This is a genomic window from Tsukamurella sp. M9C (assembly GCF_020169415.1).
Classification (GTDB): domain Bacteria; phylum Actinomycetota; class Actinomycetes; order Mycobacteriales; family Mycobacteriaceae; genus Tsukamurella.
This window is the reverse complement of record NZ_JAIULG010000004.1, coordinates 128,348-142,924: the sequence shown is the minus strand read 5'-3', so window position 1 is coordinate 142,924 and position 14,577 is coordinate 128,348. Positions and strand designations below refer to the sequence as shown.

17 protein-coding genes and 1 pseudogene are annotated in these 14,577 nt (G+C 71.7%); 6 read left to right on the top strand and 12 right to left on the bottom strand.

The annotated features are described in order from the left end of the window. Positions 1–61: 61 nt before the first annotated feature. Positions 62–853: a crotonase/enoyl-CoA hydratase family protein gene (locus LB823_RS04110; protein ID WP_224645502.1), complete on the bottom strand. Its 792-nt coding sequence runs from the start codon at positions 851–853 to the stop codon at positions 62–64. 100 nt (positions 854–953) lie between these two features. Here LB823_RS04110 and LB823_RS04105 point away from each other — a divergent pair, with 100 nt between their 5' ends. From LB823_RS04105 to metA, 3 genes are all read left to right on the top strand, one after another. After that, positions 954–1,529, top strand: a complete 576-nt coding sequence (locus tag LB823_RS04105) for an HhH-GPD-type base excision DNA repair protein (RefSeq protein WP_224645501.1) — start codon at positions 954–956, stop codon at positions 1,527–1,529. Next, positions 1,526–2,197: a hypothetical protein gene (locus tag LB823_RS04100; RefSeq protein WP_224645500.1), complete on the top strand. Its 672-nt coding sequence runs from the start codon at positions 1,526–1,528 to the stop codon at positions 2,195–2,197. Before LB823_RS04105 ends, LB823_RS04100 begins: the two co-directional genes overlap by 4 nt. 64 nt (positions 2,198–2,261) lie before the next feature. After that, positions 2,262–3,176: a homoserine O-succinyltransferase gene (gene metA / locus LB823_RS04095; protein WP_224645499.1), complete on the top strand. Its 915-nt coding sequence runs from the start codon at positions 2,262–2,264 to the stop codon at positions 3,174–3,176. Between the two features lie 3 nt (positions 3,177–3,179). Here metA and LB823_RS04090 read toward each other — a convergent pair whose 3' ends face one another. The 6 genes from LB823_RS04090 to LB823_RS04065 form a co-directional block, all read right to left on the bottom strand. Beyond that, positions 3,180–3,974 (bottom strand): hypothetical protein, encoded by a 795-nt coding sequence (locus tag LB823_RS04090; protein WP_224645498.1) that lies wholly within the window; start codon positions 3,972–3,974, stop codon positions 3,180–3,182. Positions 3,975–4,026: 52 nt separating this feature from the next. Continuing rightward, positions 4,027–4,413, bottom strand: a complete 387-nt coding sequence (locus tag LB823_RS04085) for a hypothetical protein (RefSeq protein ID WP_224645497.1) — start codon at positions 4,411–4,413, stop codon at positions 4,027–4,029. Between the two features lie 5 nt (positions 4,414–4,418). Then, a complete protein-coding gene (locus tag LB823_RS04080) occupies positions 4,419–4,694 on the bottom strand; it encodes a DUF3618 domain-containing protein (RefSeq protein WP_068526462.1) in 276 nt (91 codons plus the stop codon). A gap of 17 nt (positions 4,695–4,711) precedes the next feature. Then, positions 4,712–5,707 carry a PE-PPE domain-containing protein gene (locus LB823_RS04075; protein ID WP_224645496.1) on the bottom strand — a complete coding sequence of 332 codons (996 nt, stop codon included), beginning with the start codon at positions 5,705–5,707 and terminating at the stop codon, positions 4,712–4,714. 82 nt (positions 5,708–5,789) lie between these two features. Next, positions 5,790–6,590: an Fpg/Nei family DNA glycosylase gene (locus LB823_RS04070; RefSeq protein WP_224645495.1), complete on the bottom strand. Its 801-nt coding sequence runs from the start codon at positions 6,588–6,590 to the stop codon at positions 5,790–5,792. 12 nt (positions 6,591–6,602) lie between these two features. After that, the gene (locus tag LB823_RS04065; RefSeq protein ID WP_224645494.1) at positions 6,603–7,085 is read right to left on the bottom strand and encodes a ribose-5-phosphate isomerase; all 483 of its coding nucleotides are present in this window, start codon (positions 7,083–7,085) and stop codon (positions 6,603–6,605) included. A gap of 479 nt (positions 7,086–7,564) precedes the next feature. On the opposite strand from LB823_RS04065, the pseudogene LB823_RS04060 reads away from it, so the two are divergent. Next, a pseudogene (locus LB823_RS04060) lies at positions 7,565–8,518 on the top strand (M48 family metallopeptidase); the annotation flags it as partial. 248 nt (positions 8,519–8,766) lie between these two features. Here LB823_RS04060 and LB823_RS04055 read toward each other — a convergent pair. Then, positions 8,767–9,396, bottom strand: a complete 630-nt coding sequence (locus tag LB823_RS04055; RefSeq protein WP_224645493.1) for a DsbA family protein — start codon at positions 9,394–9,396, stop codon at positions 8,767–8,769. Positions 9,397–9,573: 177 nt separating this feature from the next. On the opposite strand from LB823_RS04055, the gene pepN reads away from it, so the two are divergent. After that, a complete protein-coding gene (gene pepN, locus LB823_RS04050) occupies positions 9,574–12,141 on the top strand; it encodes an aminopeptidase N (RefSeq protein ID WP_224645492.1) in 2,568 nt (855 codons plus the stop codon). Positions 12,142–12,201: 60 nt separating this feature from the next. On the opposite strand, the gene LB823_RS04045 is transcribed toward pepN, so the two are convergent. Beyond that, complete coding sequence (locus tag LB823_RS04045; protein ID WP_224645491.1) at positions 12,202–12,663, bottom strand: nuclear transport factor 2 family protein; 462 nt, start codon at positions 12,661–12,663, stop codon at positions 12,202–12,204. 96 nt (positions 12,664–12,759) lie between these two features. Here LB823_RS04045 and LB823_RS04040 point away from each other — a divergent pair, with 96 nt between their 5' ends. Then, positions 12,760–13,083 (top strand): YchJ family protein, encoded by a 324-nt coding sequence (locus tag LB823_RS04040; protein ID WP_224645490.1) that lies wholly within the window; start codon positions 12,760–12,762, stop codon positions 13,081–13,083. 61 nt (positions 13,084–13,144) lie between these two features. On the opposite strand, the gene LB823_RS04035 is transcribed toward LB823_RS04040, so the two are convergent. The 3 genes from LB823_RS04035 to LB823_RS04025 form a co-directional block, all read right to left on the bottom strand. Further along, a complete protein-coding gene (locus LB823_RS04035) occupies positions 13,145–13,627 on the bottom strand; it encodes a DUF5130 domain-containing protein (RefSeq protein ID WP_224645489.1) in 483 nt (160 codons plus the stop codon). After that, positions 13,614–13,871, bottom strand: coding sequence for a hypothetical protein (locus tag LB823_RS04030; protein ID WP_068526454.1), 258 nt, complete (start codon positions 13,869–13,871; stop codon positions 13,614–13,616). The genes LB823_RS04035 and LB823_RS04030 overlap by 14 nt, the downstream gene beginning before the upstream one ends. A 65-nt stretch (positions 13,872–13,936) precedes the next feature. Beyond that, the gene (locus LB823_RS04025; protein WP_224645488.1) at positions 13,937–14,527 is read right to left on the bottom strand and encodes an HNH endonuclease; all 591 of its coding nucleotides are present in this window, start codon (positions 14,525–14,527) and stop codon (positions 13,937–13,939) included. Positions 14,528–14,577 lie beyond the last annotated feature (50 nt).

Below are 14,577 nucleotides of genomic sequence, written 5' to 3'. Positions count from 1 at the left end.
TTGGAGAGGAACGACGCAGGTCGGACTCTCCAAAACAGCGTTCAATCGGGTGGGGAAGTGCTTACTGCCGCTCGATGAAGGAGGGCTTCTCCTTGTTGGCGGCCGCGGTGCGGGCGATCACGTGGTTCTTGCCGCGGATCAGGCCCAGCTGCAGGGCCTGCTCGACGGGGAAGGACAGGCGCGAGCCGCTGTACCAGGTGTTCTCGAACAGCGCCTTGGACGCGGCCACCGCGTCGGGCGAGCGCTCCTTGAGCTTCTCCACCAGCTCCAGCGCGTCCTTCATCGGGTCGGCGGAGACGCCGGTGACGAGGCCCCAGTCCAGCGCCTGCTTCGCCGAGAACATCTCGCCGGTCATCGTGAGGCGCTTGGCGACGTCGATGGTGGTGAGCTGGGCGATGGACGCCGAGATCGACATGTCGGGGATGAGGCCCCACTTGGCCTCGAGGATGGAGAAGTCCGCCTCGCTCGAGGCGTAGCGGAAGTCCGCGCCGAGCGCGATCTGCAGGCCGCCGCCGTAGCAGTGGCCGTGCACGACCGCGATCACCGGCGCGGGCACGCTGCGCCACGCCCAGCCCGCGGCCTGGAAGTTGTTGGCCGCCGAGATGCGCTTCGGCACGAAGTTCATGAGCAGGCGGCGCTGCTCCTTGCCCGCGGAGGCGAAGTCGAGGCCGGAGCTGAACGAGCTGCCCTCGCCGGAGAGGATCACGGCACGCAGCGAGCGATCGTTCTTCGCGCGATCGGCGGCCTTCGCGAGGTCGTCGATCATGTCCAGGGTGAGGCCGTTGTGCTTCTCGGGTCGATTGATCCGCACGTGGGCGACCTCGTCGCGCACCTCGTAGTCGATGTTCGACATCCGCTTCTCCTCGTTTCGCCTCGCCTTGGCCGTCATCTGCAACCCTAGCCGCCGCGTCGGTCCCCGTATGGGAAGGCACGGCTGAAGTAAAGTGGCGCTCATGGCGGTCACGTTGCACATCACGGGGGAACCCGAGTCGGACGCGGTGCTCTCGGAGCATCCGTTCGCGCTGCTCGCGGGCATGCTTCTCGACCAGCAGTTCCCGATGGAACGCGCGTTCGCGGGTCCGTGGAAGGTGCTCGACAGGTTCGGCAGTATCGACCCGCGCGACATCGCGGTCGCGGACCCGGTCCGGTTCGAGGAACTGTGCACCACGCCGCCCGCGATCCACCGGTACGGCCGTGCCATGGCGGCGCGCCTGCAGACCCTCGCGCAGATCGTCGTCGACGAGTACGACGGGCAGGCCGAGCGGATCTGGACGGAGGCCGCGTCCGGCGCCGACCTGGTGAAGCGGATCGAGGCCCTCCCCGGCTTCGGCGCGCAGAAGGCGAAGATCTTCGCGGCGCTCGTCGGCAAGCAGCTCGGCGTGAAGCCGCGCGGCTGGGCGACGGCGGTCGGCGACTACGGCAAGGCCGGATACCGGTCGGTCGCGGACGTCGTCGACGGCGAGTCCCTGCAGAAGGTGCGGGCCCACAAGAAGGAGATGAAGGCGGCGGCGAAGAAGGCGGGCGCATGACCGGCCCCGGTCCGTACGGCGGCCAGAACCCGAACCAGCCGGGGCAGGCCTACTCGCAGGCGATCCCGCTCCCGAACCCTCCGCGCGGCCCAGCCGCGCCCGGCCCCGTGCCCGGCGGCCCTCCCCCGACCCCGCCGCAGAAGCCCAACTCGAGCCGCAACGTGATCCTGGCGCTCGTCGCCGTCGCGTCGGTCGTCGCCCTGGTCGCCGCGATCGTGGTGGCCGCGCTGCTCAGCGACTCCAACGGCGCCGAGCCGGGCAAGGACACCGCGTCGGCCACGACCGGCGCCGGCGCCGTCTTCCGCATCAACGACTGCCTCTACGACGTGCCCGAGGCGCCGAAGGTCGGCAACTGCGACGACGGCGGCTCGCCGTACAAGGTCACCCAGGTGATGCCGGCTGGCGAGAAGTGCCGCGCCGAGCAGACCTCGATCGCGCGGGGCCTCTGGTACTGCCTCACGCCCAACCTCAACGTGAATTACTGCTACACGGCCCCCGTGCCGGGCACCTGGATCAAGGCGGCCGGGCAGTGCGGCGCGCCGGGCACCATCACCGTGGTCTCCGTGGTGGGCGGCCTCAAGGACTCCGGGCGCTGCTCGGGCGAGTGGGACCGCAGCTACTTCTTCGACGACCCGGTCTACACGATCTGCGCGAAGTCCTACACGTAGTCACGTCGTCCGCCGTCGCCCCGGGTGGGATCGGGTGCCCGCGGCGCTGAACTAAGCTGGTCGGGTGCCCGTCACCATGCCCCACGACCTCCCCGCCCGGGCCGTCCTGGCCGCGGAGCAGGTCTTCGTCATGTCCGACGACCGCGCGGGACATCAGGACATCCGCCCCATGCGGATCGCCATCCTGAACCTGATGCCGATGAAGGTCACCACCGAGACCCAGCTGCTGCGCCTGCTCAGCAACAGCCCGCTGCAGATCGAGCTCACGCTGCTGCGCATGGCCAGCCACGTCTCGCGGACCACCGCGTCGGAGCACCTCGACTCGTTCTACTCCACCTTCGACGACGTGGCCGAGCAGCACTTCGACGGCCTGATCATCACCGGGGCCCCGGTCGAGCGGCTCGACTTCGAGGACGTCGACTACTGGCCGGAGATGACCCGGATCCTCGACTGGACGCGGACCAACGTGCAGTCCACTCTGCACGTCTGCTGGGGCGCCCAGGCGGCGCTGTACCACCACTACGGCGTCGGCAAACACGAACTGCCCCAGAAGCTCTCGGGCGTCTACCCGCACCGTCTCACCGCGGCGCGATCGCCCGTCGTCACCGGCTTCGACGACGACTTCCTGGCCCCGCACTCGCGGCACACGGACGTCGAGGCGGCCGACGTCGAAGCGACCGGCCAGGTCGACGTGCTGGCCGTCAGCGCGGAGGCCGGCGTGTACCTCGCGGCCAGCCGGGACGGTCGTCAGGTCTACGTGACGGGCCATCCGGAGTACGACGCGGACACCCTGGCCCGCGAGTACGCGCGGGACAGCGAACAGGGTCTCCCGGTCGCTCCGCCCGCCCACTACTTCCCGGACGACGATCCCGCGCAGCTCCCGCGCAACCGCTGGCGCGGCCACGGGAACCTGCTCTACAGCAACTGGCTCAACTACTGCGTCTACCAGGAGACGCCGTTCGACCCGGACGGCGCGTAGCGCTCAGCCCTGCGCGGGCGGATCGCCGCCGTCCGCCGCGGGAGCCTCGGTCGCGGTCGCAGTCGGGGGCTCGGGCGCGGCCGGAGCTCCGGGCGCCTCGGGCTGGACCTCGACGGCCTCCACCTCGACGACCGAGGCGACGACGACCGCGGGCGGGACCGCGACCGACGGGGCCGCCACGACCCGGGCGGGCCTGGGTTGGCGCGGTTGCGCCGCCTTGGCGACCTCGCTCGCGGTGCGCAGGGCGAACTTCGGCAGGCTCGAGAGCAGGTCGGTCACGGGCTCGGCGACGGTGTTCGCCGCGCCGACCACCGTCTCGATGTCGCCCAACCGCTGCCCCATCGCGGCGATCGTCGGCGTGAGCTTGTTCATCGCCTCGGTCACCTCGGCGAGCTTCTGCACCACGCCGTCCTCCGCGGTGAAGGCGTCGACGATGCCGCCCTCGCGGGTGGCGCGGTCCAGCGGACCGTCGGGCCGGATCACGCGGTCGACGGCGCCGCCCTCGTCGAACAGGTCGGCCACCCGGTCCGCCGCGCCGCCGCGGCCCACCACGCGATGGATGGCGCCGTCGTCGCTCAGCAGGTCGGACACGCGGTGCACGATGTGGGGCACGCGCTGCGCGGCGGTGATCAGATTCTCGTGGCGGGTGCCTCCGCCCGAGCCGGGATCGATCCTGTCCGCGGCCATCGACACGACGTCGCGCGCCACACCGACCGAGGTCTCGGCGGCGGCGAGGCCCAGGCCCGCCGCGGCCAGCCCGACGCGGGCGGGGGCGAGCAGTGCTTTCGGAAACTCCATGGATCCAGCGTAGCGCCGATCCGCGATGGCGGAATCAGGAGATTCCCTGAGGTCAGGCGCCGGGCGTGGGGCTCACGACGTAGGTCACGTCACCGTCGTTCGACGAGATCCCGACGGTGAAGCCGTGGCCGCGGTACACGGCCCCGATCCGGCCGGCGTCGAGCGGGACGCCCGGCGCGACGGGGGCCAGGCCCGCCGCGAGCAGCGCACGAGCCGCTGCCACGGTGTCGCGCCCCTCGACGGTGACCCGCCACATCGCGTGCCCGACCTCGATGGTCTCGGCCTTGCGGATCTCGCCGACCACCGGGACCTGCTGCGCCGGGAAGCCCGCGGGCAGCGCGACGGGGCCCGCCGCGGGGCCGCTGCACCCGGCCACGAGGAGCCCGGAGACGACGAAGGCGGCGCCGATGCCGGCGCCGCCTCGTTTCGTGCGATCCATGCGGGTCAGAGCGAGATCTTGCCCTCGGCGATCGCGCGGATGAGCTGCTTCTCCCGACGTGCCCGCTTGAAGCGCGAACCGATTACGAGCGCGGCCAGCACCGCGACGCCGGCCGCGGCGGCGAGCACCGGCGGCTTCGTCACGGTGGCGATCACCGACTGCTGCGCCTGCTCGGCGAGCTTGCGGGGGTCCGCCCGCTCGCCCAGCTGGTCCAGCGTTGCCGCCAGCTGCTCCCGGGCGCGCTCGATATCGCGCTCGATGCTCTCGGTGTCACGTGCCACTTCGCTCTACCTCCGGGTCAGCCGGCCTGCAAATACTTCACCGACTCTAGACCAGCGGCCGCGGGCGCACCGCTCTGCGGGGCCCCGGCGGCGCGATCCGGCTCCGCCGGGAGGGCGAAGGTGGCCTGGACCTGCAGCCATTGCGCCAGGATCTGGCAGCCCGTGAGCTCGTAGTCCTCGTGCCGCAGCCGCGCGAGCGGCTCGGTGGCGTACGCGGTGTGCCGGTTGCCGCGCAGGTTGTAGTCGCGGCCGCGGTACTGCACCCGCGGCAGGTAGCCGAGGATCTCCCGGCCCGCCGTGCGCAACCGGTCCACGTCGCGCCGCCACTGCCGGGAGCCGAACGCCGTGCGGGTGGCGTTCTGGAAGCGGTGGCCGAGGTACTCCCCCGCCGCGCGGGGCGCCCACGTCGCCAGGTCGCGCAACGTCAGGTAGGCGGTGGCGTCGGCGATGTCGCGGACGAAAGAGTCGACGCTGGCGTTGCAGATCACGTCCTGCGGGTGCGAGATCCACTGCAGCGGCAGCCCGTCGGGCACCGACGGGCCGTCACCCGCGACGCCGGAGCCGCACAGCGCCGGGTCGCTGCCGTGCGGCCGTTCGGGGTCGGAGATCAGGCCGGCGGCGAGCACGTTCGGCGCGAGCACGGGCCCGTCGGCCATCGCGCCGAGCACCCGGCGGACCACGGTGCAGCCCTGCGAGTAGCCGATGAGGACGACGGGGCCGTCGGCGTCGGCGATCGCGGCCAGGAGGCGCTCGACGCCGACCGACACGGACTCCGCGAAGGAGATGCCGTCGCGCGCGGGCACCGGCCCGTAGGAGGCGGGGTAGCCCACCCAGCGGGCGCCGAAGCGCTCGTCGAGCTCGGCCACCACGTGGCTGAGCATGCCGGTCACCTCGGTGCGGGGGTCGTCGATCCAGGACTCGCCCGTGCCCCCGACGGCGAGCACGGTGATCCGGGCCCGGCCGGCGTCCGCCGGTCGCCGGGCCGCCCTGCTGTGGACGGTCAGCGTGTTCATGGGACAACCCTTGCGCCCGCGGATGAGAACGAGCTGAAATCCATGTTAAGAAACCGGTGATGTGTCCGAGCTAACAGCGGCGTCAGCTCTGACAGGTGGCGCACCAGTACAGGTTCCGCGCCTCCATGACCTCGGTCCGCACGGGCGTGCCGCACACACGGCAGGGGTCGCCGGTCCGCCGGTAGACGTAGGTCCGGGGCCGGTCCTCGGCGTACGACGGTGCGCCGTGGTCGTGCTCCGGCCGCACCACGTGCATGCGCCCCCGCTCGACGCCGATCGGCATCAGGGCGACCAGATCCGCCCAGATCCCGTCGAACTCCGCACGGGAGACGTCGCGGCCCTCGCGGTGCGGGTCGATCCCGGCGCGGAAGAGCACCTCGGCGCGGTAGACGTTGCCGACGCCGGCCATCACCTTCTGGTCCATGAGCAGCGCGCCGACGGGCCGTCGCGACCGCTCGATGCGGCGCCACGCGTCGTCGGGATCGGAATCGGGCCGCAGCGGGTCGGGGCCGAGGCGCGCGAGGACACCGTCGACCTGCTCCTCGGTGACGAGCTCGCACGCGGTGGGGCCGCGCAGGTCGGTGCCGCCGCGCGGCCCGACGATGCGGTACCGCACCTGTCCGATGGGAGCGGGCGCACCGTCGGACACCCCGAAATCGGTGAAGGCGCCGTACAGGCCCAGATGGACGTGGACGATCAGCCCGCCGTCGTAGCGGTGCCAGAGGTGCTTGCCCCACGAGTCGGCGCGCTCGAAGACGCGGCCGTCGAGGCGCTTCGCCTCCGGGGCGAACCTGCCCTGGGGGCTGGAGACGCGGACGCCCTCGCCCGCGAACAGTGCGTCGTGGGCGAGGGCGAGCCGGTGGAGTGTGTGCCCTTCGGGCATCGTCGGTGCCGGTCAGGCCTCGGGGGCGCCCGGAACGGCGGGGGCGACGCCGGTGCGCTCGTACTCGGCGAGGATGTCGATTCGGCGCTGGTGCCGGGGCTCCTCCGACCACGCCTGCCCGAGGAAGGCGTCGACGATGGCCAGCGCCTCCTCCTTGCTATGCATACGGCCGCCGATGCCGATCAGCTGCGCATTGTTGTGCTCGCGCGCCAGCTTCGCGGTCTCGACGCTCCACGCGAGGGCGCAGCGGGCGCCGGGCACCTTGTTCGCGGCGATCTGCTCGCCGTTACCGCTGCCGCCGAGGACGATGCCGAGGCTGCCGGGGTCGGCGACGACGCGGGTTGCGGCGTCGATGCAGAACGCGGGGTAATCGTCGACGGCGTCGTAGGTGTGGGCGCCGCAGTCGACGGCCTCGTGACCGTTCGCCGTCAGGTGCTCGATGATCTGGGACTTCAGTTCGAATCCGGCGTGGTCGCCGCCGAGGTAAACGCGCATGAATACAAGTCTGACACGCGCCGCGCGCGCATCGATGAGCGGCACAGCCTACATTCGATGGCATGGATGACAGCACCGAGCAGACACCGGGCCGGGAGCCGCAGGGCGACTCCTCCCCCACCGCGTCCGCCCGCACCGGGGCCTTCAGCTCCGAACCGGACGAATCGACGATGCCGAGCACGGGCTTCTTCCCCGTGGTGCAGCCCGACGAACCGGCGGCGGACCCGTCGCCGTCCGACGCGGCGACCTCCGCCATCCCCGCCGCGGACTTCCCGACCGAGCGGCACCACTCCGGCGGGCACCACGCGCTGCCCGAGCTCGGCGCACACGACCCGTCGGTGACCGCGGGCCTGGGCGCCCCCGCCCAGCAGCCCGGCGGCCCGCAGTTCGGCTCGGGCCACTTCCCGGGCGCGCACGTCCCCGGCGGACACTTCCCCGGCGGACACTTCCCGGGTGGCCCCGGCGGCCCCGTTCCGCCGGTGCCGCAGGCCCCGTCGTACGCCGGGCCGCCGCGGCGCCATCCCTGGGAGATCCCGCTGCTGGTGATCGTGATCCTCGTGACCCTGCTGATCTACGGGGGCGCGCTGGTCCTGGCCGCGGTCGGGGTGGTCAACGAGTACCTGCTGCTCGCACTCCTCGCGCCGATCGTCGTGTTCCTCGTCCGAGGCATCACCTGGGCCTCGCCCCGCGTCCAGGGGGTGCAGATGACCCCGACGCAGTTCCCCGAGGGCTATCGGATGGTGCGCGAGGCGGCGGCCCGGTACGGCATGCGGGAGGTCCCCGACGCCTTCGTGGTGATCGGCAACGGCCAGATCAACGCCTTCGCCTCGGGCCACGGCTTCCGCCGCTTCGTGGTGGTCTACAGCGACCTGTTCGAGATCGGCGGCGAGGCCCGCGACCCCGAGGCGCTCGCCTACATCGTCGGCCACGAGGTCGGCCACATCGCCGCCGGTCACGTCTCCTACTGGCGGCAGCTCGGGTCGTTCGCGATGAGCTACCTGCCGGTGATCGGCGCGGCCCTGTCCCGCTCGCAGGAGTACACGGCCGACAACTACGGTTACTTCAACGAGCCCGCGGGTACGCCCGGCGGCATGGGCGTCCTCGGCGCCGGCAAGTACCTCGGCAAGGAGGTCGACTTCGACCAGCTCGCCGACCGCGCGTCCACCGACAAGGGCTTCTTCACCTGGCTGGTGAACCTCACCGCGTCGCATCCCGTGCTCACCTGGCGCGCGGCCGCGCTGCGCAACCGCACCAAGGCCGGCTCGCTGTGGTTCGCCCCCAGCGGCCCGATGCGCGGCGTCGGCGGCGGCGCGGTCGTGCCCGCCGGCCCGGTGCCGACGTACACCCAGCAGGAGGTGCTGGCGCCCGCTCCCGGGCAGGTGCAGGCGGCCCCCGTCGGACCGGGTCCCGTGCACCAGGTCCCGACGGGACCGTACGGCCCCACCCACGTCCCGACGGAGCAGCCGGCACCCGCGCAGCAGAGTCAGCCCTACCCGGAGGGCGGCTACTTCGCGCAGCGGCACGCCCCGCAGGGCGACTCCGGTACGCAGGCCGGGAAGGCTCCCGACGGGCAGCCCGAGCAGCCGGGGCAGAACGAGAACCCGCCGGCCGGCTCCTAGCCCTCGAACCGACGAACCCCGCCGCACCGTTGCCGGTGCGGCGGGGTTCGTCGTTCGCGGTGTCAGTCGAACGCGGGCTCCTCGTGGCGGCTCCTCTTGAGCTCGAAGAAATGCGGGTAGCTCGCGAGGAGCACCGCGCCGTCCCACACGCGGCCCGCGTCGTCGCCGCGCGGGATGCGCGAGAGCACGGGGCCGAAGAACGCGGTGCCGTTGACGTGAATGGTCGGCGTACCCACGTCGGGGCCCACCTTGTCCATGCCGGCGTGGTGGCTCGCGCGCAGGGCCTCGTCGTAGTCGGTGCTGTCCGCGGCGGCGGCGAGGTCGGGCTCCAGGCCGGTCTCGGCCAGCGACTCGGCGATCACGGCGGCCAGGTCCTTGTTCTGCTCGTTGTGGATCCGGGTGCCCATCGCTGTGTACAGCTTCGGCAGCACGTCGTCGCCGTGGCGCTGCGCGGCGGCGATGAGCACGCGCACCGGGCCCCACGCCGTCTTCATGAGTTCCCGGTAGATCTCGGGCAGGTCGTCGCGGCCCTCGTTGAGGACGGCCAGGCTCATGACGTGGAACTGCACGTCGATGTCGCGCACCTTCTCGACCTCGAGGATCCACCGCGAGGTGATCCAGCACCACGGACACAGCGGGTCGAACCAGAACTCGACGCGATCCTTGGTGGTGGACGGGGCGGTATCGGTCACTTCGGCTCCTGCTCGTGGGACGGTCACTTCTGACGAAGATCCTGCTCCTCGGTGCAACATCGCGCACGCCGATCTGCTTCCCGCGCGGGCACGCGGGGGCGGCGGGTGGCATTGTGGGACGGGTCGAGCCGGTGCGTCCGGTTCCGCCGTCCGCCGAGTCCAGAAGGAGCGTCCCCTTTGTCCGCGCCCAACCTCACCCGGGTCCAGGCCGCCGAGCGCGCCGCGACCGTCGCCGTCTCGCGCTACGCGATCGACCTCGACCTCACCGACGGGGCGGATGCGCCCGGCGACAAGACCTTCGGGTCGACCACGACGATCACGTTCACGGCGACGCCGGGTGCGGAGACGTTCATCGACCTCATCGCCAGCGGCATCACGGCCACGCTCAACGGGCGGCCCGTCGACACCTCCGGCTACACCGAGGAGGGCGGACTCGCGCTGCACGGCCTCGCTGCCGAGAACGAGCTGGTGATCTCGGGCCGGTTCTTCTACTCCAACACCGGCGAGGGCCTGCACCGCTTCGTCGATCCCGCGGACGGCGCGGTCTACCTGTACTCGCAGTTCGAGACGGCCGACGCCAAGCGCATGTTCGCGTGCTTCGACCAGCCCGACCTCAAGGCCGTCTTCGACGTGGCCGCGACGGCACCGTCGGACTGGACCGTGGTGACGGGCGGCGCGGAGGCGACCCGGGAGCCGCTGCCGACCGGCGCGCACCGCTGGACCTTCGTCACGACCGAGCCGATGTCGACCTACCTGGTGGCGCTCATCGCGGGCCCGTACGCGGTGTGGACGGACGCCTACACGGACGAGCACGGCACCATCGACCTGCGCCTGTTCTGCCGTGCCAGCCTCGGCGAGTACATGGACGCCGACCGGCTGTTCACCGAGACCAAGCAGGGTTTCGGCTTCTACCACAAGAACTTCGGCATCCCCTACGCCTTCGGCAAGTACGACCAGCTGTTCGTGCCGGAGTTCAACGCGGGCGCGATGGAGAACGCCGGCGCGGTCACCTTCCTCGAGGACTACGTCTTCCGGTCGAAGGTCACGCGCTACCTCTACGAGCGCCGCTGCGAGACCGTGCTGCACGAGATGGCGCACATGTGGTTCGGCGACCTGGTCACCATGCGCTGGTGGGACGACCTGTGGCTGAACGAGTCCTTCGCGACCTTCGCGTCGGTGCTCAGCCAGGCGGAGGCCACCGAGTACACCTCGGCGTGGACCACCTTCGCGAACGTCGAGAAGTCCTGGGCGTACCGGCAGGACCAGCTCCCGTCGACGCACCCCGTCGCGGCCGACATCCCCGACCTGCAGGCCGTCGAGGTCAACTTCGACGGCATCACCTACGCCAAGGGCGCGTCGGTGCTCAAGCAGCTCGTCGCCTACGTGGGCCTCGAGCCCTTCCTCGCCGGCCTGCGCACGTACTTCGTGGAGCACAAGTTCGGCAACGCCACCTTCGACGACCTGCTGCGCGCGCTGGAGGCCTCGTCGGGCCGCGACCTGTCGGACTGGGGCGCCCAGTGGCTCAAGACCACCGGCATCAACATCCTGCGCCCCGACTTCGAGGTCGACGGCGACGGGAACTTCACCCGGTTCGCCATCGTCCAGGAGGGCGCGGAGCCGGGCGCCGGCGAGCTGCGCACGCACCGCCTCGCCGTGGGCGTGTACGCCGATCAGGACGGGAAGCTGGTGCGCACGCAGCGCGTCGAGCTCGACGTCGCCGGTGCGCGCACCGACGTCCCGGAGCTGGTGGGCGTGCACCGCGGCGAGCTCGTTCTGGTCAACGACGACGACCTCACCTACTGCTCGGTGCGGCTGGACCCGGTCTCGCTGGCGACGGTGACGAGCCGCATCGCGGACATCGCCGACTCGCTCCCCCGCACGCTCGGCTGGTCCGCGGCCTGGGAGATGACGCGGCAGGCCGAGATGAAGGCCCGCGACTTCGTCGAGCTGGTGCTCGGCGGTATCGGCGCCGAGACCGAGGTGGGCGTGGTCCAGCGCGTCGTGCTGCAGGCGCAGACGGCCGTCGAGTCCTACGCCGACCCCGCCTGGGCCGCCGCGGAGGGGCGCGAGCGGCTCGCCTCCGGCCTGCTCGGGCTGGCCCGCGATGCCGAGGCGGGCTCGGACTTCCAGCTCGCCTTCGTCAACGCCCTCGCGGCGTCGGCGCTGGGGCGCGCCGAGGTCGAGGCGCTGCAGGCGCTGTACGACGGTGCCGAGCCCGCCACCGTCGGGCTGGCCGGGCTGACCGTCGACACCGACCTGCGGTGGCGCCTCCTGACCGCCCTGGCGCGCGCCGGGGCCGCGGGCACCGACGAGATCGAGGCCGAGGTGCTGCGCGACCCGACCGCCGCGGGCGAGCGGTCCGCCGCGGCCGCGCTGGCCGCCCGGCCGGACGTCCGGGTCAAGGAGGAGGCCTGGGAGAAGGTGTTCGGCGACGACTCGCTGTCGAACACGCTGACCCGCGCGATCTCCGCGGGCATCGTCGCGCCCGGGCAGGGCGAGCTGCTGGCGCCCTTCACGGCGCGCTACTTCGACTCGATCGACCAGGTGTGGGGGCGCCGGTCCTCCGAGGTCGCGCAGACGGTGGTCGTGGGCCTGTACCCGTCGTGGGACATCTCCGACGGGGCCGTGGCCGCCGCGGACGCCTGGCTCGCGGGCGACAAGCCCCCGGCCCTGCGCCGCCTCGTGCTCGAGGGCCGCGCGGGCATCGTCCGCTCGCTGGCGGCGCGGGCCTTCGACCGCGCCTGACGCTCATACGACGGCGGCCCCGGGATCGTTCGATCCCGGGGCCGCGGTCGTGTGCGGGGCTCAGCTGATGAACGGGTGGCCGCTCACCGTCTTGCCCGGGTCGTCCTGGATGACGTCCCAGTGCTCGACGATCTTGCCGTTCGCGACGCGGAAGATGTCGGCGACCGCCTGCGCCTTGCCGTCGTAGACCGACTTCGCGTAGACCACGACGATGTCGCCGTCCGCGACGACGCGCACGATGGACGTGCTGTACTTCGGGTCCTTCACGACGGGCCCGAGGACCTTGACGAAGGCGTCGCGGCCGTCGGCGACCTCGGGGTTGTGCTGGATGTAGTGGTCGCCGATGTAGCGCTGCGCCGCACCCGCGATGTCCCGCTGCACGAAGCCCTCGGTGTAGAAGGCCGTCACGACCTCCCGCGGGGTCGACGGTGCCGCGCTCGCCTGGGCGGCGACGCCGAGGACCAGTGCGCCGACGGTGAGCACGGCGGCGACGGCGTTACGGATCGTCCGGTTGAGGTTCATACCGTGTCCAATCATTGAAACTTCAATACTTTGATTCGATCAGAACACGATCGGGCGCCGAGCACAACGTGATGACCATCGCCGTACGCTGCACGAATGGACGCACACCACACACCCGAGACCGCCGAGGCGCTGATGCGCTCCCGGTTCGCCGCCTTCCGCGACGGCGACGCGGCGTGGCTGCTCGCCTCGTGGCACCCGAGCACCCGCCCGGCGGACCTCGAGCTCGACGAGGACGTGCGGTGGCGCGGCCTGCAGATCGTGGACACCGTCGCCGGCGCCGCGACCGACGACACGGGCATCGTCGAGTTCCGGGCGACGTACGTCGCGGACGGCGCGCACGGCGTCCTCCACGAACGCTCCCGCTTCGTCCGCGAGGACGGGCGGTGGTTCTACGTCGACGGGGACTTCCCCGAGTAGCCCCCGGGAACGAGACAGGCCCACCGGACGGATCCGGTGGGCCTGTCGCGTGTCGAAGCGCTTACGCCGTGGGCGGCTTCACGGCCGAGGCCATGACGCGCAGGGCGGCGATGACGCCGTCGATCAGATCGCCGGCCTGGAAGGGCGGGATCGCGGCGGTGACGCCGAGCTGCGCGACCTTGTCGCCCAGGCGGTCGGCGACGCCGCTACCGGTGAGCACGACGATGTCGCGCGTGTTCGGGGAGACGGCGATGAGGGCGGCGTACTCGGGCTCGGGAGCCTGGCGGAGCACGGCCTCTGCGCCGGCGTGCGCGTCGTCACCCAGGTCGCCGATGTACACCGAGAACCGGGCGTTCGCGTCGCGGGTCGCGCGGATCAGCGCCTCGTCGAGGCCGATCAGCTCCTCACGGGAGAACGGCGGGTTGGCCGGGCTGTCGCTCGCCTGGCGCGCCGCCGAGATGCGGCCGCTCGACGTGATGGCCGTACCGATGGGCAGCTCGCCCTGCGGAACGGCGACGGTCTGCGTCTGGTCACCACTTGCCACGAGCGGCACCCCCGATCAGGTTCTCGTTGTCATGGTCGCCGTGGTGCGCACCGTGCGGGCCCACGGGGGCCTCGTCGACCGCGCTGAACAGCATGGGCTCGCGGGTCCACGGCTCACCGAGCTTGTACTCGCCCGGCTGCTGGTACTTCTCGTTGCGGCCGGTGGCCATCGAGATGACACACAGGACGACGATCACGATCGTCGCGACGACGGTGATCCCGCCGACGATGTTGAGCAAGCTCACTGTGGGCCCCTTTCCTTCTCTGTCGGACGCCCGACGGCGCTGGTCGGTCTGTGGAACAACTTAGCCTATGCCGCATCGAGGTCGAGATACCGACTCCACATCGGGTCGACCTCCTTGAGCGTCGACAGGAGGCGCCAATGCCGCCCCTGCGGCGCCCGCGGCTCGGTGCGCAGCTTCCAGCCGATTTCGGACAGCAGCCGGTCGGCCTTGCGGTGGTTGCAGGACGCGCAGCAGGCGACGCAGTTCTCCCAACCGTGACCGCCGCCGCGGGAGCGCGGCAGGACGTGGTCGATGGTGTCCGCCTTGCCGCCGCAGTAGCCGCAGCGGAACCGGTCGCGGTGCATCAGCGCCGCGCGCGTCATGGGCACCTGGGCGCGGTACGGCACGCGGACGTACGTCCGCAAGCGGATGACCGACGGCACAGACAGCGAACGGTCCGCTGAATGAACCAGCGGACCGTTCGGATCGTCGTGGACCACGTCGGCCCTATCCCTGAGCATGAGGACTATCGCCCTCCGCATCGAGATCGCGGTCAGTGGCTCGTAGGTGGCGTTGAGCAGCAGCACCCTGCGCGTGCCCCACACGGCACCACCGGAACGGGAGTCGTCGGCGAGCGCCGTGGTCGCGGGGCCACCCGCGGCGTGCGTTCGCTTCATCGACACTCCTCACCGTCGCGCGGGCCCCGCCGGTCGGCCGAGGCCCTTCG

What these genes read in the sequence shown, in the direction of transcription:
- LB823_RS04110 (WP_224645502.1), bottom strand. Translation starts at nt 853, where the DNA reads ATGTCGAACATCGACTACGAGGTGCGCGACGAGGTCGCCCACGTGCGG.
- LB823_RS04105 (WP_224645501.1), top strand. Translation starts at nt 954, where the DNA reads ATGGCGGTCACGTTGCACATCACGGGGGAACCCGAGTCGGACGCGGTG.
- LB823_RS04100 (WP_224645500.1), top strand. Translation starts at nt 1,526, where the DNA reads ATGACCGGCCCCGGTCCGTACGGCGGCCAGAACCCGAACCAGCCGGGG.
- LB823_RS04090 (WP_224645498.1), bottom strand. Translation starts at nt 3,974, where the DNA reads ATGGAGTTTCCGAAAGCACTGCTCGCCCCCGCCCGCGTCGGGCTGGCC.
- LB823_RS04085 (WP_224645497.1), bottom strand. Translation starts at nt 4,413, where the DNA reads ATGGATCGCACGAAACGAGGCGGCGCCGGCATCGGCGCCGCCTTCGTC.
- LB823_RS04075 (WP_224645496.1), bottom strand. Translation starts at nt 5,707, where the DNA reads ATGAACACGCTGACCGTCCACAGCAGGGCGGCCCGGCGACCGGCGGAC.
- LB823_RS04070 (WP_224645495.1), bottom strand. Translation starts at nt 6,590, where the DNA reads ATGCCCGAAGGGCACACACTCCACCGGCTCGCCCTCGCCCACGACGCA.
- LB823_RS04065 (WP_224645494.1), bottom strand. Translation starts at nt 7,085, where the DNA reads ATGCGCGTTTACCTCGGCGGCGACCACGCCGGATTCGAACTGAAGTCC.
- LB823_RS04045 (WP_224645491.1), bottom strand. Translation starts at nt 12,663, where the DNA reads ATGAACCTCAACCGGACGATCCGTAACGCCGTCGCCGCCGTGCTCACC.
- LB823_RS04040 (WP_224645490.1), top strand. Translation starts at nt 12,760, where the DNA reads ATGGACGCACACCACACACCCGAGACCGCCGAGGCGCTGATGCGCTCC.
- LB823_RS04025 (WP_224645488.1), bottom strand. Translation starts at nt 14,527, where the DNA reads ATGAAGCGAACGCACGCCGCGGGTGGCCCCGCGACCACGGCGCTCGCC.